The organism is Zavarzinia sp. CC-PAN008 (genome assembly GCF_051903925.1).
Classification (GTDB): Bacteria; Pseudomonadota; Alphaproteobacteria; order Zavarziniales; family Zavarziniaceae.
Genome location: NZ_CP173678.1, coordinates 3,444,272 through 3,466,030 on the forward strand (window position 1 = coordinate 3,444,272; position 21,759 = coordinate 3,466,030).

At 68.0% G+C, this 21,759-nt stretch carries 22 protein-coding genes; 5 read left to right on the top strand and 17 right to left on the bottom strand.

Annotation, left to right across the window (positions count from 1 at the left end; genetic code table 11):
* Positions 1–36: 36 nt before the first annotated feature.
* Positions 37–1,035, top strand: a complete 999-nt coding sequence (locus tag ACI6GS_RS16175) for an NAD(P)H-dependent flavin oxidoreductase (RefSeq protein ID WP_439814482.1) — start codon at positions 37–39, stop codon at positions 1,033–1,035.
* A 68-nt stretch (positions 1,036–1,103) separates the two neighbouring features.
* On the opposite strand, the gene ACI6GS_RS16180 is transcribed toward ACI6GS_RS16175, so the two are convergent.
* Entirely contained in the window at positions 1,104–1,481 is a 378-nt protein-coding gene (locus ACI6GS_RS16180; protein WP_439814483.1) for a nuclear transport factor 2 family protein, read from the bottom strand.
* 85 nt (positions 1,482–1,566) lie between these two features.
* On the opposite strand from ACI6GS_RS16180, the gene ACI6GS_RS16185 reads away from it, so the two are divergent.
* A complete protein-coding gene (locus ACI6GS_RS16185; protein ID WP_439814484.1) occupies positions 1,567–1,896 on the top strand; it encodes a heavy metal-binding domain-containing protein in 330 nt (109 codons plus the stop codon).
* Between the two features lie 12 nt (positions 1,897–1,908).
* Here the strand turns inward: ACI6GS_RS16185 and ACI6GS_RS16190 are convergent, their stop codons facing one another.
* The 3 genes from ACI6GS_RS16190 to proS form a co-directional block, all read right to left on the bottom strand.
* Entirely contained in the window at positions 1,909–2,589 is a 681-nt protein-coding gene (locus ACI6GS_RS16190; RefSeq protein ID WP_439814485.1) for an ABC transporter ATP-binding protein, read from the bottom strand.
* The gene (locus ACI6GS_RS16195) at positions 2,582–3,826 is read right to left on the bottom strand and encodes a lipoprotein-releasing ABC transporter permease subunit (RefSeq protein ID WP_439814486.1); all 1,245 of its coding nucleotides are present in this window, start codon (positions 3,824–3,826) and stop codon (positions 2,582–2,584) included. The genes ACI6GS_RS16190 and ACI6GS_RS16195 overlap by 8 nt, the downstream gene beginning before the upstream one ends.
* A 176-nt stretch (positions 3,827–4,002) precedes the next feature.
* Positions 4,003–5,328 (bottom strand): proline--tRNA ligase, encoded by a 1,326-nt coding sequence (proS, locus tag ACI6GS_RS16200; RefSeq protein WP_439814487.1) that lies wholly within the window; start codon positions 5,326–5,328, stop codon positions 4,003–4,005.
* 134 nt (positions 5,329–5,462) lie between these two features.
* Between proS and ACI6GS_RS16205 the strand changes: the two genes are divergently transcribed.
* Entirely contained in the window at positions 5,463–6,314 is an 852-nt protein-coding gene (locus tag ACI6GS_RS16205) for a LytTR family DNA-binding domain-containing protein (protein WP_439814488.1), read from the top strand.
* Here the strand turns inward: ACI6GS_RS16205 and ACI6GS_RS16210 are convergent.
* The gene (locus ACI6GS_RS16210) at positions 6,311–7,228 is read right to left on the bottom strand and encodes a DMT family transporter (RefSeq protein WP_439814489.1); all 918 of its coding nucleotides are present in this window, start codon (positions 7,226–7,228) and stop codon (positions 6,311–6,313) included. The two genes, ACI6GS_RS16205 and ACI6GS_RS16210, sit on opposite strands and share 4 nt — an antisense overlap.
* A gap of 112 nt (positions 7,229–7,340) precedes the next feature.
* On the opposite strand from ACI6GS_RS16210, the gene ACI6GS_RS16215 reads away from it, so the two are divergent.
* Positions 7,341–7,952: a carbonic anhydrase gene (locus tag ACI6GS_RS16215; RefSeq protein WP_439814490.1), complete on the top strand. Its 612-nt coding sequence runs from the start codon at positions 7,341–7,343 to the stop codon at positions 7,950–7,952.
* A gap of 80 nt (positions 7,953–8,032) precedes the next feature.
* On the opposite strand, the gene ACI6GS_RS16220 is transcribed toward ACI6GS_RS16215, so the two are convergent.
* From ACI6GS_RS16220 to eno, 8 genes are all read right to left on the bottom strand, one after another.
* Positions 8,033–8,509 carry a type II toxin-antitoxin system RatA family toxin gene (locus tag ACI6GS_RS16220; RefSeq protein WP_439814491.1) on the bottom strand — a complete coding sequence of 159 codons (477 nt, stop codon included), beginning with the start codon at positions 8,507–8,509 and terminating at the stop codon, positions 8,033–8,035.
* A 1-nt stretch (position 8,510) separates the two neighbouring features.
* Positions 8,511–9,485: a lipoyl synthase gene (gene lipA, locus ACI6GS_RS16225; protein WP_439814492.1), complete on the bottom strand. Its 975-nt coding sequence runs from the start codon at positions 9,483–9,485 to the stop codon at positions 8,511–8,513.
* Positions 9,478–10,875, bottom strand: coding sequence for a dihydrolipoyl dehydrogenase (gene lpdA / locus ACI6GS_RS16230; protein WP_439814493.1), 1,398 nt, complete (start codon positions 10,873–10,875; stop codon positions 9,478–9,480). The genes lipA and lpdA overlap by 8 nt, the downstream gene beginning before the upstream one ends.
* Before the next feature lie 170 nt (positions 10,876–11,045).
* Positions 11,046–12,359, bottom strand: a complete 1,314-nt coding sequence (locus ACI6GS_RS16235; protein ID WP_439814494.1) for a pyruvate dehydrogenase complex dihydrolipoamide acetyltransferase — start codon at positions 12,357–12,359, stop codon at positions 11,046–11,048.
* A 4-nt stretch (positions 12,360–12,363) separates the two neighbouring features.
* Positions 12,364–13,737 (bottom strand): pyruvate dehydrogenase complex E1 component subunit beta, encoded by a 1,374-nt coding sequence (locus tag ACI6GS_RS16240; RefSeq protein ID WP_439814495.1) that lies wholly within the window; start codon positions 13,735–13,737, stop codon positions 12,364–12,366.
* Between the two features lies 1 nt (position 13,738).
* Complete coding sequence (gene pdhA / locus ACI6GS_RS16245; RefSeq protein WP_439814496.1) at positions 13,739–14,770, bottom strand: pyruvate dehydrogenase (acetyl-transferring) E1 component subunit alpha; 1,032 nt, start codon at positions 14,768–14,770, stop codon at positions 13,739–13,741.
* A gap of 313 nt (positions 14,771–15,083) precedes the next feature.
* On the bottom strand, positions 15,084–15,398 hold the full coding sequence (locus ACI6GS_RS16250; protein WP_439814497.1) for an FtsB family cell division protein: 315 nt from the start codon (positions 15,396–15,398) through the stop codon (positions 15,084–15,086).
* A 124-nt stretch (positions 15,399–15,522) separates the two neighbouring features.
* Positions 15,523–16,797, bottom strand: coding sequence for a phosphopyruvate hydratase (gene eno / locus ACI6GS_RS16255; RefSeq protein ID WP_439814498.1), 1,275 nt, complete (start codon positions 16,795–16,797; stop codon positions 15,523–15,525).
* 115 nt (positions 16,798–16,912) lie between these two features.
* Between eno and ACI6GS_RS16260 the strand changes: the two genes are divergently transcribed.
* Entirely contained in the window at positions 16,913–17,689 is a 777-nt protein-coding gene (locus tag ACI6GS_RS16260) for a hypothetical protein (protein ID WP_439814499.1), read from the top strand.
* A 32-nt stretch (positions 17,690–17,721) separates the two neighbouring features.
* On the opposite strand, the gene kdsA is transcribed toward ACI6GS_RS16260, so the two are convergent.
* The 4 genes from kdsA to tpiA all read right to left on the bottom strand — a co-directional run bounded on the left by kdsA (position 17,722) and on the right by tpiA (position 21,755).
* Positions 17,722–18,576, bottom strand: a complete 855-nt coding sequence (gene kdsA / locus ACI6GS_RS16265; protein ID WP_439814500.1) for a 3-deoxy-8-phosphooctulonate synthase — start codon at positions 18,574–18,576, stop codon at positions 17,722–17,724.
* Positions 18,576–20,204, bottom strand: coding sequence for a CTP synthase (locus tag ACI6GS_RS16270; protein ID WP_439814501.1), 1,629 nt, complete (start codon positions 20,202–20,204; stop codon positions 18,576–18,578). Before ACI6GS_RS16270 ends, kdsA begins: the two co-directional genes overlap by 1 nt.
* Positions 20,205–20,321: 117 nt before the next feature.
* Positions 20,322–20,855, bottom strand: a complete 534-nt coding sequence (gene secG, locus ACI6GS_RS16275; RefSeq protein WP_439814502.1) for a preprotein translocase subunit SecG — start codon at positions 20,853–20,855, stop codon at positions 20,322–20,324.
* Positions 20,856–20,996: 141 nt separating this feature from the next.
* A complete protein-coding gene (gene tpiA / locus ACI6GS_RS16280) occupies positions 20,997–21,755 on the bottom strand; it encodes a triose-phosphate isomerase (protein ID WP_439814503.1) in 759 nt (252 codons plus the stop codon).
* Positions 21,756–21,759 lie beyond the last annotated feature (4 nt).

Consider the following 21,759-nt stretch of genomic DNA (forward strand, 5'->3'; position numbering starts at 1 on the left):
GCAGTCTGCGCCCCTTCGCAGGGGAGATCTGTCGCGATGTTCAAGACGCGGTTCACGGAAGTCTTCGGGATCGAATATCCCATCGTCCAGGGTGGCATGCAGTGGGTTGGCCGCGCCGAGCTGGCCGCGGCGGTCGCCAATGCCGGGGGCCTGGGCCTGATCACGGCGCTCACCCAGCCGACGCCTGAAGACCTGCGCAAGGAGATCGCCCGCGCCCGCGAGCTGACCGACAAGCCGTTCGGCGTGAACCTGACGATCCTGCCGGCGATCAACCCCCCGCCCTATGACGAATATCGCCGCGTCATCATCGAAAGCGGCATCAAGATCGTGGAGACGGCGGGCTATGCGCCCACCGACCACATGCCCGACTTCAAGGCCAATGGCGTCAAGATCCTGCACAAGTGCACCGCCGTCCGCCACGCGGTGAAGGCGCAGAAGCTGGGCGTCGACGGCATTTCGATCGACGGGTTCGAGTGCGCCGGCCACCCGGGCGAGGATGACGTGCCGGGCCTGATCCTGATCCCTGCCGCGGCCGAGAAGATCACGATTCCCATGATCGCCTCCGGCGGCTTTGCCGACGGTCGCGGCCTGGTCGCGGCACTGGCGCTGGGCGCCGACGGCATCAACATGGGCACGCGCTTCATGTGCACCGTCGAGAGCCCGATCCACCAGAAGATCAAGGAGCAGATCGTCGCCAATGACGAGCGCGGCACCGACCTGATTTTCCGGACGCTGCACAACACGGCGCGCGTCGCCAAGAACGCCGTCAGCCAGGAAGTCGTGTCGATCGAACGCAAGGGCGGCGCCAAGTTCGAGGACGTGAAGGACCTGGTCGCGGGCGCCCGCGGCCGGATCGTCTACGAGAACGGCGATCCGGACCATGGCATCTGGTCGGCCGGCCAGGTGCAGGGCCTGATCCACGACATCCCGACCTGCAAGGACCTGATCGCCCGCATCATCCGCGAGGCGGACGAGATCCTGGACAAGCGCTTCGGCGCCATCCGGGGCCGCGCCACGGCGCAGGCGGCGGAGTAAGGCATACGCCGCGCCAGCATCGCCACCGCGGGGCCGCACGTCCCTGCCCCGGCGATGCTGGCGCGGCCTCAACCCCCGACGGCCACCATCGAGAAGACCTTGCCGTCGCCCATGCGATAGCGATGGGTGACGGCACCGTCCCCGAGGATCGTTCCGTCCCGTGCACGGACGACCAGGTGGACGGACACGGTGAGCCGGCCGTCGTCCTCGATCGCGATGCCCCGTACGGCGGCCTGTGGGTCGAGCGCCAGGAACTGCCCATGCCAATGGTCTGCCAGGGCCGCGTGGCCATGCAGTTGACCGCCCCCGAGCCAGTCGGTCCAGACGACATCAGGGGCGAGACGCGCGAGGATCTGCTCGACCGCGCGGGCGTTGAACGCGTCGTAGAGCGCATAGAGCGCCAGCACATCGGGCGTGCGGTCCGCGCAGGGGGCGCTGAAGACCATGCGCAGGGCTCCTTCCCGGGACGTCGTCGCGCCACAGTCTCGAGACCTGGGCTAGGATCCACGCCATCCGTTTGGAGGGGACCCCATGGCAGAGATCATCATCACGACGACCGACGGCATCGACGGCCGGCAGGTGTCGCAGTACCTGGGCGTGGTCAGCGGCGAGGCGATCCTGGGCGCCAACCTGTTCCGCGATTTCTTTGCCTCGATCCGCGATCTGGTGGGCGGCCGCGCCGGCTCCTATGAGCGGGTCCTGCGCGACGCCCGCGACCAGGCGCTGGACGCTCTGCGCGACGAGGCCCAGGCCCGTGGCGCCGACGCCGTCGTTGCCGTCGACATCGACTATGAAGTGGTCGGCAATAACGGCTCGATGCTCATGGTCAGTTGCAACGGCACTGCGGTGAAGCTGCGCTGACCGGGCGATGCGTCAGGCGGCGACCAGCACGCCGTCCTTGAGCGTCACGATGCGGTCCATGCGGGCCGCCAGGTCAGGATTGTGGGTGGCGATCAGGGCCGCCAGGCGATCCTCCCGCACCAGGTGCATGAGCTCGCCAAAGACGATCTCGGCCGTGCCGTGGTCCAGGTTGCCGGTCGGCTCGTCCGCCAGCAGGACCGCGGGCCGGTTGGCCAGGGCCCGCGCGATCGCGACGCGCTGCTGCTCGCCGCCCGAGAGCTTGCCGGGTCGATGGTGGCCGCGTTTGTCCAGCCCCACCCGGGCCAGCAGTTCGGCCGCGCGCGCCGATGCCTCGCCCCGCTGTCGGCCGGCGATGAACTGGGGCAGCATCACGTTCTCGGCCGCCGAGAACTCGGGCAGCAGATGGTGGAACTGGTAGACGAAGCCCAGCGCCGTGCGCCGCGTCGCGGTGCGCTCCGCGTCGGACGCGCTGCTGATCGCCTGCCCCGCGATGCGGATCTCGCCCGCGTCGGCCCGCTCCAGCAGGCCCGCAATGTGCAGCAGCGTCGACTTGCCGGAGCCCGATGGCCCGACCAGGGCCACGATCTCCCCCGGCTGGATCGCCAGGTCGACGCCGCGCAGCACGTCCAGGCGAGCGGTCCCGCTGACGAAGCTCCTCCGGATGCCGGTCAGGGCCAGGGCCACGTCACTCATAGCGCAGGGCCTCCACGGGATCGAGGCGGGCCGCCCGCCACGAGGGATACAAGGTCGCCAGGAAGGACAGGCCCAGGCCCATGGCGACGACGTAGCCGACCTCGTGCCATTCCATCTTCGCCGGCAGCTGGCTGAGGAAATAGACCTCCGCCGGGAACAGATGCCAGCCGGTCATGGCCTGGATCCCCTGGCGTATCGATTCGATGTTCTCGCAGAACAGGACGCCCAGGACGAAGCCGGCAAAGGTGCCGATCACCCCGACGGACGAGCCGGCGATGACGAACACCCGCATGATCGAGCCGCGTGCCGCACCCATCGTCCGCAGGATCGCGATGTCGCGCGTCTTGTCCTTCACCAGCATGATCAGGCTGGAGATGATGTTGAATGCCGCGACCAGGATGATCAGGGTCAGGATCAGGAACATCACGTTGCGCTCGACCTGCAGGGCCGAGAAGAAGTTGGCGTTCATCTGCTGCCAGTCCGCGACGCCGACCGGCGTCTCCGCGCTATAGGCGGCGCGATAGACGGGGCCGATGAACTGGCTGGTGCGATCGGGATCCTCCACCTTGACCTCGATCGCGCTGGCGGCACCGCCCATCCGGAAGAAGACCTGGGCCTGCTCCATGCCCATGAACACATAGCTCGAGTCGTACTCGTACATGCCGATGTTGAAGGTCGCAGCGACGGTATAGGCCTTCAGCCGGGGCGCGGTGCCAAAGGCGGTCGCGGTGCCCTGCGGTGCCACGATCGTGAGCTGGTCCCCGACGGCCAGGCCCAGGTTCCGGGCAAGCCGGTCGCCGATCAGGATGTTGTCGCCGCCAAAAGCGTCGAGGCTGCCGCCGGTCAGCTTCTGGGCGACCAGCTGGTCCTTCAGGTCGGCCGCCGTCATGCCCCGTACCATGGCGCCGTTGGCGCGCCCCTGGGACATGGCCATGACCTGGGCCTCGACGATGGGAAAGGCCTCGCGCACGCCTGGCACGGCGCGCACCCGGGTCGCGATGGCGTCGTAGTCGGTCAGCGGCGCCGCCGCCCCCGTGATCACCATGTGCCCGTTGAGGCCCAGCACGCGGCCCAGCAGCTCGGCCCGGAAGCCGTTCATCACCGCCATGACGATGATCAGGGTCGCGACACCCAGGCCGATCCCCGCCAGGGAAAAGCCGGCAATGACGGAGATGAAACCTTCCTGCCGGCGCGCCCGTAGATAGCGCAACGCCAGCATCCACTCGAACCGGTTCATTCAGGCTCCAACCCGGCGCGTGAGGCGCCGCACCAACATCCCTCGAGGGCGGCCTTCGGTCTCCTCCGGATGACGACCGGGGGAAGACGACCGCCTCCCTCCCAACGGCGTCATGCCGAGGAGCCGGGCAAGGGCCGGCGTCTCGCACCACCGGCCGCAACGACCATGATCGTGCCTCAGGCCGGCTTGCTCACGCGAGCAATGGCATCGTCGAGCGACAGTTCCGCCCGTTCACCCGTCTTGCGCCGCTTCACCTCGACCTGGCCCTTGGCCAGGCCGCGGGGCCCGGCATGGATCTGCCAGGGCAGGCCGATCAGGTCCATCGTCGCGAACTTGGCCCCTGCCCGCTCGGCCGTGTCGTCCAGCAGGACGTCGACCCCGGCGGCCTTGAGCCTGGCATAGAGATCGTTGCAGGCTGCATCCACGGCGGCATCGCCCGGCTTCAGGTTGACGATGCCGACGTTGAACGGGGCGACCGCATCCGGCCAGATGATCCCCGCTTCGTCGTGGCTCGCCTCGATGATGGCGCCGACAAGGCGGGACACGCCGATGCCATAGGAACCCATTTCCAGCGTGACAGGTGCCCCGTCGGGACCCGCGACCACGGCGCCCAGCTTCTCGGAATACTTGGTGCCGAAATAGAAGATGTGGCCCACCTCGATGCCGCGGGCCTCGACCCGGTCGGCCTCCGCCACCTCGGCCGCGAAGCGCGCGGCGTCGTGCTTCTCGTCCGTCGCGGCATAGGTGCTGGTCCAGTTCGCGATGAACGGGCCCAGGTCGCCGTCATAGTCGATCTCCTGGGCCAGGATGTCCTGCGTCACCAGGGTACGATGGCAGTAGACCGTGCTCTCGCCCGTCTCGGCCAGAATGATGAACTCGTGGCTCATGTTGCCGCCGATGGGGCCGGTGTCGGCCTCCATGGGAATCGCCCGCAGGCCCATCCTGGCAAAGGTCCGCAGGTAGCTGACGAACATGCGCTCGTACGCCTTGCGCGCGGCGGCATAGTCGACGTCGAAGGAATAGCCGTCCTTCATCAGAAACTCGCGCCCGCGCATCACGCCGAAGCGGGGGCGCACCTCGTCCCGGAACTTCCACTGGATGTGATAGAGCATCTTGGGCAGTTCGCGGTACGACTTGATCGCGTCGCGGACGATCGCCGTGATCTGCTCCTCGTTCGTGGGACCATAGAGCATGTCGCGCTCGTGCCGGTCCTTGATGCGCAGCATCTCCTTGCCGTAGTCGTCATAGCGGCCGCTTTCCCGCCAGAGCTCCGCGGGCTGGATCGTCGGCATCAGGACTTCCTGCGCGCCGGCATTGGCCTGCTCCTCGCGCACGATGCGCTCGATCTTGCGCAACGTGGCCAGGCCCAGCGGCAGCCAGGAATAGATCCCGGCGCTGGACTGCCGGACCATGCCGGCACGCAGCATCAGGCGGTGGGAGACGATCTGCGCTTCGGCAGGGTTTTCCCGAAGAACGGGCAGGAAATAGCGGGACAGGCGCATGGCGCGCGGACTGTAGGAGAAGCCCAGGGCCCGCGCAACGCGCCGTCTGTCCCGCTCGCCTGCCTTGGGGTGCCGCAGGCCCCATGGCGGGCCGCACTGGCGCTTTCGCAGACCAGCGCTAGGATCCGTGTGCGATGCGCGAACGGATGCTGCCCCTGCGGACGGAAGTCCCGATCGCCCTGGCGGTCGGCGTGGCCGCCGCCTTCCTCGGCCCGTTCGGCACGACGGAGGCGATGTCGCTGGGCATGCGCCTGCTGTACTGGCCGGGCGTCATCGTCTTTGGCTGGTCGATCATGTCGCTGGCCCTGCAATGGGTGCATCAGAGCAGGCTGCTGGCGCGCCATTCGATGGCGGTCCGGCTGGGTGTACTGATCGTCCTGGGCTCCGTCCCCTTGAGCCTGTCGCTGTGCGCCATCAACGCGGTGGTGTTCGGGCATGTGCCCAGCCTGCCGGGGCTTGCCCTGAACTATGCGCAGACGGCGCTGGTCACGATGCTGATCCTGGTGCCCATGTACCTCGTCACCTATCGCGAGGACCCCGCGCCCGGCGATGCCGTGCCGGTGGCGCCTGCCGCGGCGCCGGCGCAGCCAGGGCCCGCGGCGACGGAGACAGGTCCCGCCCCGCGCCCGGAGCCTGCCTTCCTGCGCCGCCTGTCGCCTCTGCACCAGGGGGCGGACCTGCTGGCGCTGCAGATGGAGGATCATTACCTGCGCGTCCACACCGGGCGGGGCAGCGACCTGATCCTGTGCCGGATGGCCGACGCCGTCGCCGACCTGCCCGAGGCGCGCGGCTGGCGCGTCCACCGGTCCTGGTGGGTGGCGGTCGACGCGATCTCTGCCGTGCGCTGGGACAAGGGCCGCGCCACGCTGGTCCTCGTGAACGGCCTGGACGTGCCGGTATCGCGCGCCACGCTGCCCAGCCTGCGCGACCGCCTGCGCAGCCTTCCCGAGGCCCCCGGCCAGGATCGCGTCGCGGGCGCCGGCTAGGCCGCCTGGGCGGCGGCGGTGGCGGGTGCTGGCGCGCGCTGCGGCTTGCTGGAGGTGGCGAGGACCAGTCCCATGATGACGAGGACGCCACCCGCGATGGAGACGGGCGACAGGGTCTCCCCCAGCAGGATCCAGGCCAGCAGGGCCGACAGGAACGGCTGGGCATAACCGGTCGCCGCGGCGAAGCCCGCCGCGACATAGGCCAGCGCCCAGGCGACGATCATCTGGCAGGCCAGGCTCTGCGCCGCCTGCAGCCACAGGATCCACCAGCCATAGGCCGAGGGCGGGATCAGCGGCCCCTCGTCATAGAGGATCAGCAGCGGCGTCATGACCACCAGCGCCCAGGTCGTCGTCCACAGCGTGCTGACCACCGTGCCGACGCGCGCCCGCACGCCGGCGAGCAGGATGAAGTACAGGGCATAGAACAGCGCCGCCCCGACCGCCGCCAGGTCGCCCGTCAGGCTGGCCACGCCGGCCGACGACTTGCCCAGGACGATGACGACCGCCCCGCCACAGGCCAGGGCCACGCCGCCGATGAAGGTCCGGCCATAGCGCTCCCCCAGCAGCACGAAGCCGGCCAGGCCCACCAGCAGCGGCTGGATGCTGACCAGCAGGGTGGCGTTGAGGATCGAGGTGGTGTTGACGGCGATGTACCACAGCGCCATGTCGGCCCCGATGAACAGGCCGGCAAAAGCCATGCGGGCATAGTCGGCGCTGGAAATCTGGTCGCGGTGCCAGCCGCGATCGACGAACAGGCCGATCAGCGGGATCATCGGCACAGCCAGCGCCAGGCGCCAGAAGGCGCTGGGGATCGAGCCGATCTCGCTCCACCGGATCATCAGCGGATTGAGGCTGTAGCCGAGCACGGCCAGGCCAAGACAGATCAGGGCGAGCGTGGGACGATCGATTCGCATGGGCCGGCCAAAGGGGTGCTGAAACGTTGTAGCAAAGCCTCCCCGGGGACTGTAGCGGGCTCCTCGCTGGGCTGCCTTGCATGCGATGCGGCGACAGGCTACAGGGGCGGCCATGGATGAACTTATCGCCGGTTATCGACGGTTCAGGTCCGGCTGGGCCAGCCGCGGCACCCTTCCCCCGCCCGGCATGGACGCCGCCCAGGCGCCGCGTGCCCTGGTCATCGCGTGCTCGGATTCGCGCGTCGACCCGCAGATGATCTTCGATGCAGGGCCTGGCGACCTGTTCGTGGTGCGCAACGTCGCGGCCCTGGTCCCGCCCTACAAGGAGGACCGCAGCGACCTCCACGGCACCAGCGCGGCGCTCGAATTCGGCGTCCGCGCGCTCCAGGTGAAGCACATCATCGTGATGGGCCATGCCGGCTGCGGTGGCGTGAACTTCCTGCTGGGCGGCTCGACCGCACCGGTCAGCGATTTCGTGCCGCAATGGATGAACATCGTGGCGGGGGCGAAGGCGCGCGCCTTGGCCCATGGCCACCTGCTGACCGACCGCCAGCGCTTCTGCGAGCACGAGTGCATCCGCGAATCGCTGGGCAACCTCTACACCTTCCCCTGGATCCGCGACCGGGTCGAGGATGGCAGCCTGATCCTGCACGGGACTTGGTTCGACCTGCACACCGCGGGCCTGTGGGAGCTCAAGCCCGACGGCGTCTTCGCCGAACTTTGAGCGGCTCACCGCTCAGGGGCATCGGGGCGCTCAGGGGCATCGGGACGCTCAGGAGCACTGGGGAATGACCGGGCCGGCCTTCAGGCCGGCCTGGGCTGGACCGGCCGGCTGACGCCATAGAGCTGGTGGGCGCGCGATTCGAACGCGTGGACCATGCGGCGCACGGCCTCGTCGAAGAACTGGCCGATCAGGGCGCCCAGGATCCGGTTCCGGAACTCGAAATCGACATAGAAGTCGATGGTGCAGGCCTCTGACCCGTCCGGCTTGAACAGCCAGCGGTTCTCCAGGTGCTTGAACGGCCCTTGCGTGAAGACCGTGTCGATGCGGTCCGGCCGCTGCAGCGTCACGCGCGAGCCGAAGCGTTCACGGATCGCCTTGAAGCCGATCAGCAGGTCGGCGTGGATCACCTCGTTCCCACCCGGACGCGGCTCGCGCCGGGTCACGCGGGCGCCGACGCACCAGGGCAGGAATTCGGGGTAGCGGCCTACATCGGCCACCAGGTCGAACATCTGGCCGGCCGAATAGGGCAGCCGGCGAACCTCGGCATGACGCGGCATCCTAGCGGGAGGCGACGACGGCGGGCGCCGCAGCAGGCACGCCCAGTGCTGCCTCACGCGCGGCACGCAGGCGGCGGAAGTCGTCGCCGGCATGATAGCTTGAGCGTGTCAGCGGCGAGGATGCGGCGAGCAGGAAGCCCTTGGCCCGCGCCATGGTCGCCATGTCGGCAAATTCCTGCGGCGTCACGAAGCGGTCGATGACCGCGTGCTTCGGCGTCGGCTGCAGGTACTGGCCGATCGTCATGAAGTCGACATCGGCCGAGCGCAGGTCGTCCATGACCTGATGCACTTCTGCCTTCGTCTCGCCCAGGCCCACCATGATGCCGGACTTGGTGAAGATCGTGGGATCCAGCGCCTTCACCTGGTCGAGCAGGCGGAGCGAATGATAATAGCGCGCGCCCGGCCGGATCGTGGGATAGAGCCGCGGCACGGTTTCCAGGTTGTGGTTGTAGACGTCGGGCCGGGCCGCCACGACCGCCTCCACCGCACCGGGCTTCCGCATGAAGTCGGGTGTCAGGATCTCGATCGTGGTGTCGGGTGCGGCCCGGCGCAGTGCCTCGATCACCTTGACGAACTGGCTGGCCCCGCCGTCGGGCAGGTCGTCCCGGTCGACCGAGGTGATGACCACGTGCTCCAGGCCCAGCTGGCCGATGGCTTCCGCCACATGGGCCGGCTCGTCCGGGTCCGGGTGCTTCGGCATGCCGGTCGCGATATTGCAGAAGGCGCAGGCCCGGGTGCAGATGTCGCCCAGGATCATCACGGTGGCGTGACGCTGCTTCCAGCATTCCCCGATATTGGGGCAGGCCGCCTCCTCGCACACCGTGTGCAACTTCAGGTCGCGCATCAGCTTGCGCGTCTGCGCCACCTCGGGCGAGGTCGGCGCCTTGACGCGCAGCCAGTCGGGCTTGGGCCGCCGCGCCGGCTTGTCGGCCGGTGCGGGACTTGCGGATCGCTCGCTCTCCATGGGGTCAGACATTGAGCGCCCGGCCATAGGCGTCAAGCACCGACTCGCCCATCATTTCGGAAAGGGTGGGATGCGGGAAGACGGCGCGCATCAGATCGGCCTCCGTCGTCTCCAGCGTCCGTGCGACGGCGAAGCCCTGGATCATCTCCGTCACCTCGGCCCCGATCATGTGGGCGCCCAGCAATTCGCCCGTCTTGGCGTCGAACACCGTCTTGACCAGACCTTCCGTCTCGCCCAGCGCGATCGCCTTGCCATTGGCAAAGGCGGGGAAGCGGCCGACCTTCACCTCGTGGCCGGCCGCCTTGGCCGCCGCCTCGGTCAGGCCGACGCTGGCGATCTGGGGCGAGCAATAGGTGCAGCCGGGGATGATGGTCGTATCCAGCGGATGCACCCCGTCGATGCCGGCGATCTTCTCGACGCAGAGCACGCCCTCGTGGCTGGCCTTGTGCGCGAGCCAGGGCGGGCCCGCCAGGTCGCCGATGGCGTAGATTCCCTCGACCCCCGTGCGGCAGTACGTGTCGATGACGACGTGGGTCTTCTCGACCTTCACGCCCGCCTCCTCCAGGCCCAGGCCCTCGACATTGCCGACGATGCCGACGGCCAGGATGACGCGGTCGACCTCGAGCTGGCTCGCCTTGCCATCCGCCTCGATGGTGGCGACGACGCTGTTGGCCTTGCGGTCCAGCGCCTTGACCGCGGCACCGGTGATGATCTTCATGCCTTGCTTCTCGAACGCCTTGCGCGCCAGGGTCGAGATCTCGGCATCCTCTACCGGCACGACGCGATCCATCACCTCGACCACCGTCACCTCGGCACCCAACTGGCGGTAGAAGCTGGCGAACTCGATGCCGATGGCGCCGGAGCCGATCACCAGCAGGCGCTTGGGGAAGACCTCCGGCACCATGGCGTGGCGGTAGGTCCAGACCAGCTTGCCGTCCGCCTCAAGACCAGGCAGCTCCCGCGCCCGGGCGCCGGTCGCCAGGATGATATGCGGTGCCTGGATCGTGCTTTCGCCGCCCTTGCTCAAGGCGATTGAGAGCTGGCCCTTGCCGGCCAGCCGGGCATCGCCCTCGATCACCGTGATCTTGTGCTTCTTCATGAGCGACTTCACACCCATGTTGAGGCGGCCTGCCACATCGCGGCTGCGCTTCACCACCTTGGCAAGGTCGAAGCCGATGTCACTGGCGGACAAGCCGAAATCACCGGCGTGGCTGAATAGGGTGTGGACCTCGGCCGAGCGCAGCAGCGCCTTGGTCGGGATGCAGCCCCAGTTGAGGCAGATGCCGCCCAGCTTCTCCCGCTCGACGATTGCGGTCTTCATCCCCAGCTGCGATGCCCGGATCGCCGCCACATAGCCGCCGGGTCCGCTGCCCACCACGACCAGATCGTATGCTTCAGCCATGTGCGTTCATCCAATCGCTCAATTGAACGACCTCATCCTGAGGAGGCAGCGAAGCTGCCGTCTCGAAGGATGGGCCGCTCGCGCTCGGCTGCCCATCCTCCGAGGCTCCGCTTCGCTCCGCACCTCAGGATGAGGTTGCACTGAAGAGAAGCGGCGTGTGCCGACCAAACCTAAAGCAGCATGGTGATCGGGTCCTCGACCAGGGCCTTGAAGGCGGCGAGGAACTGGGCGCCCAGGGCCCCGTCGACGACCCGGTGGTCGCAGGACATGGTCACGGTCATCACCGTCGCGATCGCCAGTTCGTCGCCGCGCACCACGGGCCGCTTCTCGCCGGCACCCACGGCCAGGATGGCGGCATGGGGCAGGTTGATGATGCCCGTGAAGTGCTTGATCCCGAACATGCCGAGGTTGGAGACGGTGAAGCCGCCGCCCTGGTACTCCTGGGGTTTCAGCTTCTTCGTCTTGGCCCGTTCGGCCAGGTCCTTGGTCTCCCGCGCGATCTGGGCCAGGCCCTTGGTCTCGGCCTTCCACACGATGGGGGTGATCAGACCGCCGTCCAGGGCGACGGCAATCGCGACGTCGGCGTGGGCATGGCGCAGGATGGCGTCGTCGGACCAGGACGCGTTGACCCCCGGCACCTTGACCAGGGCCAGCGCGCAGGCCTTCACGATCATGTCGTTGACGCTGATCTTGACGTCGCCCGCCTTGGCGTTGAGCTCGGTGCGCAGCTTCAGCAGGCGGTCGAGTTCGCAATCGACCGTCAGGTAGAAGTGCGGCGCCTCCTGCACCGACTCCACCATGCGCTTGGCGACCGTGCGGCGCATGCCGTCGAGCGGGATGGCGGTATCGCCCTCCTGCGCCTGGACGGGAGCGCTCGGCTGCTTCGGGGACTGCTTAGGCGCCGCCGGCTTCTCGGGCGCGGGGCTTGCCGCCTTCGGTGCTTCGGCCGCGGGCGCCGCCTTGGCCGCAGGGCGCGGGCTGGCGGCCGCCTTTTCCACGTCGGCCTTCACGATGCGTCCGCGCGGGCCCGTGCCAGCGATCCCGGCCAGGTCCAGCCCGGCATCCTTTGCGATGCGGCGTGCCAGCGGGGAGGCAAAGACGCGTTCGCCCGCTTCGGCGGCGGCCAGAGCGGCGGCGGGAGCGGCGGCAGGCTGCGGCGCCGGCGCTGGTGCAGCCTCGACCTTGGCCGCAGGCGGAGCGGACGCTGCGGGTTTGGCAGCGGGTGCGGCACCGGCCGCCTCCCCTTCCTCGCGCAGGACCGCGATGGGGGTGTTGACGGCGACGCCTTCGGTCCCCTCCGCCACCAGAAGTTCGGCGACAACGCCCTCGTCGATGGTCTCGAACTCCATCGTCGCCTTGTCGGTCTCGATCTCGGCGATGATGTCGCCGGACTTCACCGTGTCGCCAACCTTGACCAGCCACTTGGCGAGCTTGCCCTCCTCCATGGTCGGGGAGAGCGCCGGCATCAGGATCTGGATCGTCATCGCCCTAGCTCCGGTAGAGCACGGCCTTGGCAGCCGCCACGACCTGTTCGGGATGCGGCAGGACCAGCTTCTCAAGGTTGGCCGCGTAGGGCTGCGGTGCGTCCTTGGAGGTCACGCGCGTCACCGGCGCATCCAGCCAGTCAAAGGCGTGTTCCATGATCTGGGCCGAGATCTCGGCCCCGATCCCGGCAAAGGGCCACCCCTCCTCGACCGTCACCACACGGTTGGTCTTCTTCACCGACGCGACGACCGTCTCGATGTCGAGCGGGCGCAGGCTGCGCAGGTCGACGACCTCGGCCTCGATCCCCTCGCCCGCCAGTACTTCCGCCGCGGCCAGGGCATGTCCGACCGCGATCGAATAGGCGACCAGGGTGACGTGGCTGCCCGGCCGTACGACCGCCGCCTTGCCGATGGGCACGACATGCTCGCCCACCGGCACCTCGAACGTGCGGCCATAGAGCAGCTCGTGCTCCAGGAAGACGACCGGGTTGGGATCCCGGATCGCCGCCTTCAGCAGGCCCTTGGCATCGGCGGCGCTATAGGGGGCGACGACCTTCAGCCCCGGCACATGGGCATACCACGAGGCATAGGACTGCGAATGCTGGGCCGCCACGCGGGCGGCAGCGCCGTTGGGCCCACGGAAGACGATGGGGCAGGACTGCTGCCCGCCCGACATGTAGAGCGTCTTGGCGGCCGAATTGACGATGTGGTCGATCGCCTGCATCGCGAAGTTGAACGTCATGAACTCGACGATGGGCTTCAGCCCGGCAAAGGCGGCACCGACGCCAAGTCCCGTGAAGCCGTACTCGGTGATCGGCGTATCGATCACGCGCGCGGCCCCGAATTCGTCCAGAAGTCCCTGGCTGACCTTGTAGGCGCCCTGGTACTGGCCGACCTCCTCGCCCATCAGGAAGACTGCGCCGTCGGCCCGCATCTCCTCGGCCATGGCGTCGCGCAGCGCCTCGCGCACCGTCATGGAGACGGTCTCGACCTTTTCCTTCGGCGCCGACGGCGGAGCCGCCTTGGGCTCTGCCTTCGCCTCTGGCTTGGGCGCCAGAGGTTCGGGTTGCGTCGCCGCGGCGGGCTTGGGTGGGGCCTCGCCGCTGGCCGGCGCCGGCGACGTGGCCGGATCCTCGTCCTCGCCCCGCAGGGTGGCGATCACGGTGTTGACGGCGACATTCTCCGTCCCCTCCGCCACCAGGAGTTCGAGGACGACCCCCTCGTCCACCGCCTCGACCTCCATGGTTGCCTTGTCGGTCTCGATCTCGGCGATGACGTCGCCGGACTTCACCGTGTCGCCCACCTTGATCAGCCACTTGGAGAGCTTGCCCTCCTCCATCGTGGGGGAGAGGGCCGGCATCAGGATCTGGATCGTCATGTCAGGCGCCCGCCTCGATCAGGATGTCGGTCATCAGTTCGGAGGGATCGGGCTCCGGGCTCGCCTGCGCGAACTCGGCCGAGTCGTTGACGATGGCGCGCACCTCGCGGTCGATCTCCTTCAGCTTCGCATCGTCGGCAAAGCCGGCATCGGTCAGGCGCTTGGCCACCTGGTCGATGGGATCGTGCTCGGCGCGCATGCGCTGCACTTCCTCCTTGGTCCGGTACTTGGCCGGATCGGACATGGAATGGCCGCGATAGCGATAGGTCTTCATCTCCAGCAGGATCGGGCCCTTGCCCTCGCGGCACCAGGCGACCGCTTCCTCGCCGGCGGCCTTCACCGCAAGGACGTCCATCCCGTCGACCTGGCGGCCGGGAATGTTGAAGCTGTCGCCGCGCCGGTACAGCTCCTGCTGCGCGCTGGAGCGGGCGACAGACATGCCCATGGCGTACTGGTTATTCTCGATTACATAGATGACCGGCAGGCCCCAGAGCTCTGCCATGTTGAAGCTCTCATAGACCTGGCCCTGGTTGGCCGCCCCGTCGCCGAAATAGGTGACGGAGACGCCCCCGTCCTTGCGGTACTTGTGCGCGAAGGCAAGGCCCGTGCCCAGCGGCACCTGGGCGCCGACGATGCCGTGGCCGCCATAGAATCTCTTCTCAGCGCTGAACATGTGCATCGAGCCGCCCTTGCCCCGGGAATAGCCCCCGGAGCGGCCGGTCAGCTCCGCCATCACGCCGCGCGCTTCCATCCCGCAGGCCAGCATGTGGCCGTGGTCGCGATAGCCCGTGATGACCGAGTCGCCCTCGCGCAGCGCCGCCTGCATGCCGACGACGACGGCCTCCTGCCCGATATAGAGGTGGCAGAAGCCGCCGATCAGGCCCATGCCGTACATCTGGCCTGCCTTCTCCTCGAAGCGGCGGATCAGCAGCATGTCGCGGTAATACTTGAGCAGTTCCTCGGCCGACGCGGCGCCTACGCCATCCATGTCGGTCTGCGCCTTCCCGGCGCCGCGGGTTGTGGCCTTGGCCATTGGATCCCCGTTCTGAAGTGCGCGGGCAGCCTAGTCGCTGTGCGCCGCACCCACCATGCGGGTGTGGGCCCCGCCATGCAAAAATGCATGATCATTCCAGCACGAAAGGCTTTCAATGCAAGAATGCGCCAGCCCCATGGAACCGTAACGCGATCGATGGACGATCGCAGTGCGAAGTCGACACATCACCAAAAGGGCAACCTCATCCTGAGGTGCGAGCCAGCGCCGAGCCTCGAAGGATGGGCCACTGGCGCTCTGGCTGCCAATCCTTCAAGGCTACGCTTCGCTCCGCACCTCAGGATGAGGCGGATTGTTAAGGACGGGGAGAAATCACCACTTCGTCGGAGGCGATGTAGCCCAGCGTGTCGCGGGCGCGCTCGTCCAGCAGGTCAGGATCGATGCTCTCAGGCCGCATCAACAGTGCGCGGTGCTCGAGTTCGTCATGCTCGGCCTTCAGGCCGGCCAACTCGGTCTTCAGGTCGCGGATCTCGTCCGTCACCTTGATCCAGGACAGGATCCCGTACTCACCCTGGACGGCGTGATAGCTGAAATAGGCCGTGATGCAGGTGCAGACGACCGGGAAGATCGCCCGCCTGGACCGCCGCCGCAACTCACGAAGCACTGCCATGGCACCTAGGGAATCATGACCGGAGCCGATGCGCAATCTCAGATGTGACCGGCATCACCCTGACACAAAAAGAAAACAGGGCCGAGGCGTCGCCGCCCCAGCCCCGCTGTCGAAACACTCCCGCTCAGGCCTTCAGGATCGAGCGTCCGGCATAGCGGGCATTGGCGCCCAGCTCGTCCTCGATCCGCAGCAGCTGGTTGTACTTGGCCGTGCGATCCGAGCGGGCGAGCGAGCCGGTCTTGATCTGGCCGCAGTTCGTGGCGACCGCCAGGTCGGCAATGGTCGCATCCTCCGTCTCGCCCGAACGATGCGACATGACCGCGGTGAAGCGGTTGCGGTGGGCGAGGTCGACCGCCTCCAGCGTCTCGGTCAGGGTGCCGATCTGGTTGACCTTGACCAGGATCGAGTTGGCCGTGCCCTTGGCGATGCCTTCGGCCAGGCGCTTTGGATTGGTCACGAACAGGTCGTCGCCGACCAGCTGCACCTTGGCGCCGATGGCCTGGGTTAGGGCGGCCCAGCCGTCCCAGTCGTCCTCGGCCATGCCGTCCTCGATCGAGACGATGGGATACTTCGCGACCAGGGCCTGCCAGCGCGCGACCAGGGCGTCGGGCGCGATCGTCGCCCCCTCGCCTTCCAGGTGGTACTTGCCGTCCTTGAACCACTCGGTCGAGGCGGCATCGAGGGCGAGCGTCACGTCCTGACCCGGCTTCAGGCCCGCCGCCTCGATCGCCTTCAGCACGAACTCGATCGGCTCCTCGGCCCCCTTCAGGTTGGGGGCAAAGCCGCCCTCGTCACCGACATTGGTGTTGTGGCCCGCCTTCTTCAGCGCCGCCTTCAGCGCGTGGAAGATCTCCGCCCCCATGCGCAGGCCTTCGGCGAAGCTGGACGCCGCCACCGGCTGGATCATGAATTCCTGGATGTCGATCGCATTGTCCGCATGGGCGCCACCGTTGATGATGTTCATCATCGGGACCGGCAGGACGCGGGCCATCGGGCCACCGACATAGCGGTAGAGCGGAATGCCGGCCTCGGCCGCCGCCGCCTTGGCCACGGCCAGGCTCACCCCCAGGATGGCATTGGCGCCCAGGCGTGCCTTGTTCGGCGTGCCGTCCAGTTCGATCAGCAGGCTGTCGATGTGGATCTGGTCCTCGACGTCGAGGCCCGACAGCGCCTCGAAGATCTCGCCGTTCACCGACTCGACGGCCGCGCGCACGCCCTTGCCGCCATAGCGCTTGCCGCCGTCGCGCTTCTCGACCGCCTCATGCGCGCCCGTCGAGGCGCCGGAGGGCACGGCCGCCCGGCCCAGCGTGCCGGTCTCCAGCTCGACATCGACCTCGACCGTCGGATTGCCGCGGCTGTCCAGGATTTCACGCGCGCGAATATCGGCGATGGCCGTCATGCTCAGGTCCTCTTGATGCTGCGCCGCCGTTCCTAGCGCGTCCAGGGCCACAAGGGCAATGCCGGGACCTGCGAACGTCGCTTTGAGCCCGCCGAACCGGATAAGAACAGAGCCAATGAGTCACCAGCCGCCAGATCCGATCAGGGCAAAGGTCCTACCCGGCCATCCCTTCTTCGACCTGATCGAGGAAGCCTACCGTGTCTTCACCTACCCCAAGCCGATTGACACAGGCGTCTGCAAGCAGTGCTGCATGGACCGAGAGATCGAGGCGGATTTCTTCAATCCTCCGATCCGGGAACTCCCCCTTCGCTACCTGCAAGACTGGTTCTTCGCCGCTTACGACCTGACCACCATGCCGAAGGAAACCTGGGGCTATCTCCTGCCGCGGGTGCTCGAAATCCTGGCTGCTGGCGAGCATGTCGCCAGCAATGGTCTCGAAGTCAGTCTAAGCCGATTCGACACGGGCAACCCGGACCGGTGGTCACCACGGCAGTGGACGGTCCTGGACGAGTTCCAGCGCTCCTTCCTGCGCCACACGATCGACCACACGCAAGACGCGCTGGACGATGTCCTGTGCCTGTTCAAACTTGGTGGCTGGCCGCTCGCGAGCCTGCAGGAGCAGGTGATCAATGCGCCGGTTGGCGCCCTCGTTCAGCGCTTGTGGCGGGATTGGTGCGGGTCATCCGCTCCCGGGCGGGAATGCATTTGGACGACCACCTTTTCGCCAAAGCATGATCGCTCGCGGGCCCGTGCATTCTATACGTCACGCGACCTGCACGATCGTCTCATGGCCTTCGCATTTGACGACGACACCGATGCCAACCTGTGCGCCAGGGCCTGCGCTGTGCTGGAGGTGATCGAGATGGATGCGAGCTGGCAGGGACCGGCATAGGTGCTGCCCAGCCCAGCCAGGCACAGATGGCGTCAGACGGCCGCGGCCTTCGTCAGCCGGTCCAGCGCCACCAGCCGTTCCAGCAAAGCCGGCATCTGGTCGAGGGGGACCATGTTGGGGCCGTCGGACGGCGCGTTGTCGGGGTCCTGGTGGGTCTCAATGAACAGCGCCGCCACACCGACCGCGACCGCCGCACGCGCCAACACGGGGACGAAGCGGCGCTCGCCGCCGCTCGTCTCCCCCTGCCCGCCCGGCTGCTGCACCGAGTGGGTGGCGTCGAAGACGACGGGGCAGCCCGTCTCGGCCAGCACCGGCAGTGCCCGCATGTCGGAGACGAGCGTGTTGTAGCCGAAGGAAACCCCGCGCTCGGTGACCAGCACCTGGCCATTGCCGGCGCCGTCCAGCTTGGCGACCACGTTCTTCATGTCCCAGGGGGCGAGGAACTGGCCCTTCTTGACGTTGACGGGCTTGCCCGTGCTTGCCGCCGCGACCAGGAGGTCGGTCTGCCGGCAGAGAAAGGCCGGGATTTGGAGCATGTCGACGACGTCGGCCACGGGCGCGCACTGCTCGGCCGTGTGGACGTCGGTGATGACGGGCACGCCGATCTGCTGGCGTACCGCCTGGAACACCGGAAGGGCGGCGTCGAGGCCCAGCCCGCGATTGGACTTGAGGCTGGTGCGGTTGGCCTTGTCGAACGACGTCTTGTAGACGAAGCCGATGCCCAGGCCCTTGGCCAGTTCGGCCAGCGCGCCCGCCATGTCAAGCGCGTGGCCCAGCCCCTCCATGGCACAGGGTCCGGCGATAAGCGTCACCGGCAGGTCGTTGCCGAAGGTGGCCGGCCGCGCCGTGTCGGGGCCGGCGGTGACGTGACGGATGGCGGCGGACATCAGACCAGCCTCGACTGTTCGACCGTCGCCTTGATGAAGCTGGCGAACAGCGGGTGCGGCTCGAACGGCTTTGACTTCAGTTCGGGATGGTACTGCACGCCCACGAACCAGGGATGGTCGGGAATCTCCACGATCTCGGGCAGGACGCCATCGGGCGACATGCCGGAGAAGATCAGGCCGCGCTGCTCCAGCCGCTTCACATAGGCGTTGTTGACCTCGTAGCGGTGGCGGTGGCGCTCGGTGATCCACTCGCTGCCATAGATCTCGGCAACCTTGGAGCCGGCCTTGAGCTTGGCGCTGTAGGCGCCGAGGCGCATCGTGCCGCCCAGGTCGCCCTCGGACGACCGCGTCTGGACCTGGTTGCCCTGAAGCCATTCGGTCATCAGGCCGACCACCGGCTCGGGCGTGGCGCCGAATTCGCTGGAACTGGCGTCCGGGATGCCGGCCAGGTTGCGTGCCGCCTCCACGACGGCCATCTGCATGCCGAAACAGATGCCGAAATAGGGCACGCGGCGCTCACGGGCAAAGCTGACCGCCTTGATCTTGCCCTCTGACCCACGCTTGCCGAAGCCGCCGGGGACCAGGATGCCGTGGACGTGCTCCAGGTGCTGGACGGCGCTTTCCGCCTCGAACACCTCGGACTCGATCCATTCCAGGTTGACGCGGACATTGTTGGCGATGCCGCCATGGGTCAGTGCCTCGGCCAGCGACTTGTAGGCGTCCTTCATGCCCGTGTACTTGCCGACCACGGCCACCGTCACTTCGCCTTCTGGCGCTGCGACGCGGGCGCAGATCTGCTTCCAGCGGGTCAAGTCCGGCTCGGGCGCATTCTCGATGCGGAAGGCCTTCAGGATCTGCCGGTCGAAGCCTTCGGCGTGATAGCGGAGCGGCACCTCGTAGATCGAGGGGACGTCGAGCGCCTGGATCACGGCTTCCGGCCGCACGTTGCAGAACAGCGCGATCTTGCGCCGCTCGCTCTCCGGCACCTCGCGGTCGCAGCGGCACAGCAGGATGTTGGGCTGGATGCCGATCGAGCGCAGTTCCTTGACCGAATGCTGCGTCGGCTTGGTCTTGAGCTCGCCCGCGGAGGGGATGAAGGGGACCAGCGTCAGGTGGACGTAGATCGCCTGGTCCTGGCCCAGCTCGTTGCCCAGCTGCCGGATCGCCTCGAGGAAGGGCAGGCTTTCGATGTCGCCGACCGTGCCGCCGATCTCGCACAGCACGAAGTCGCACGCGCCGGTATCGGCGGTCACGAACTCCTTGATGGCGTCGGTGACGTGCGGGATGACCTGGACCGTGCCGCCCAGATAGTCGCCGCGCCGCTCCTTGGTCAGGATCGTCTGATAGATCCGGCCCGTGGTGACGTTGTCGCTCTGCCGCGAGGCAACGCCCGTGAAGCGTTCGTAGTGGCCCAGGTCGAGGTCGGTTTCCGCGCCATCGTCGGTCACATAGACCTCGCCGTGCTGATACGGGCTCATCGTGCCCGGATCCACGTTGAGGTATGGGTCCAGCTTGCGCAGCCGGACCGTGAAGCCCCGCGCCTGGAGCAGCGCGCCAAGCGCCGCGGAAGCGAGACCCTTGCCGAGGGAGGAAACCACGCCGCCGGTGATGAAGATGTACCGCGTCATGGACTCACAGCCTAACTCACCCTGAGCCCGATTTCACGGGGCCAGGTCGCATGGCTGTCCTTCAGGTGATGGGAAGACGAAAAAAGTGGTCCGGGGCGCCGTCGCATCCCCAGCGCGTCACTGTGCGCTGGGAACGGTGGGCGTCGCCGGAGGTGCGGGGGTCGATGGTGCCGCGGCGGGGGCCGGCGCGGCTGGGGGCACGACCGGTGCCGCCGAGGATGCCGGCGCCGAGGTGGCCGGTGCCGCGGCATCCGGCGTCGAAGCGGCCGGCGGCGTCGCCGTGCTGGGCACGGTCTCGCTGGCGGGCGGCAGGCTGGGCGCCGGCAGCGACTGCGCGGGGCTGGGCACCGATGGCGGTGCGGGCTCGGACGCGGGGACGGCAGGACCCGTCGGCTGCGGCACGATCCGGTCGAGCGGCGATTCCGAGGCGCGCTGATTGTTGGCAAGCACCGTCAGCACGATGCTGGTCAACATGAACAGCGCCGCCAGGATCGCGGTGGTCCGGGTCAGCAGGTTCGACGCGCCGCGCACGGACATGAAGCCGCCGCCCCCGCCAATGCCAAGGGCACCGCCCTCGGACCGCTGGAGCAGGATGACGATCACGAGCGCGATCGCCAGCAGGAGATGAATGACGAGGAGGACCGTCTGCATGCGGGCGGGTTCAGACCTGGAGGCAAAGGGCGCCGGAGCACGCCTGAGCGCACCCGATAAGGGCGGCCTTCTACAACACGGGGGTCCCCTTGGCTAGTGCGGCGGATGCACCGTCGGTGGATCCGCCGCACCGCCCCCTGTTCAGGCCCGGGCCGCCGCCGCGATCGCCCAGAAGTCGGCGGCCTTCAGGCTGGCGCCGCCGACCAGGGCGCCGTCAACCCCGGACAGGGCCAGGATCTCGGCTGCGTTCTGCGGCTTGACCGACCCGCCATAGAGCACCGGCCGGCCGGGCTGGGCGCCATGGATGAAGGTGTGCACCTCGACGATCTGCGCGTTGGTCGGGGTCCGGCCGGTGCCGATCGCCCAGACCGGCTCATAGGCGATGACCAGGGCTGCCTCGGTCTGGGGCACCGAGTCGCGGACCTGCCGCGCGATCACGGCCAGGGTCTGGCCCGCATCGCGTTCCGCTTCCGATTCGCCGACGCAGACAATCGGGGTCAGGCCGGCCTGCAGCGCGGCCTCGGCCTTGGCCCGTACCGTGGCGTCATCCTCCCCATGCAGGGTGCGGCGCTCGGAATGGCCGACGATCACATAGCTCGCCCCGGCATCGGCCAGCATGCCGGCCGCGATGTCGCCGGTGAAGGCGCCGCTGGCCTGCGCGTGGCAATCCTGGCCACCGACCGCCGCCGCCGTGCCGGCCAGGCGCTCGGCCGCGGCCGCGACCAGGGTCGCCGGCGGGCACACGACCAGGCGCGCACCGGGCAGGGCCAGGTCGGGATGGCCGGCCTGTGTCGCCAGGCTCTTGAGCGCGTCAAGTTCCACCAGCGAGGCACGCGTGCCGTTCATCTTCCAGTTTCCTGCCACCAGCTTGGCGCCGGATGGGCTGGAAGGATGGGTCATGTCG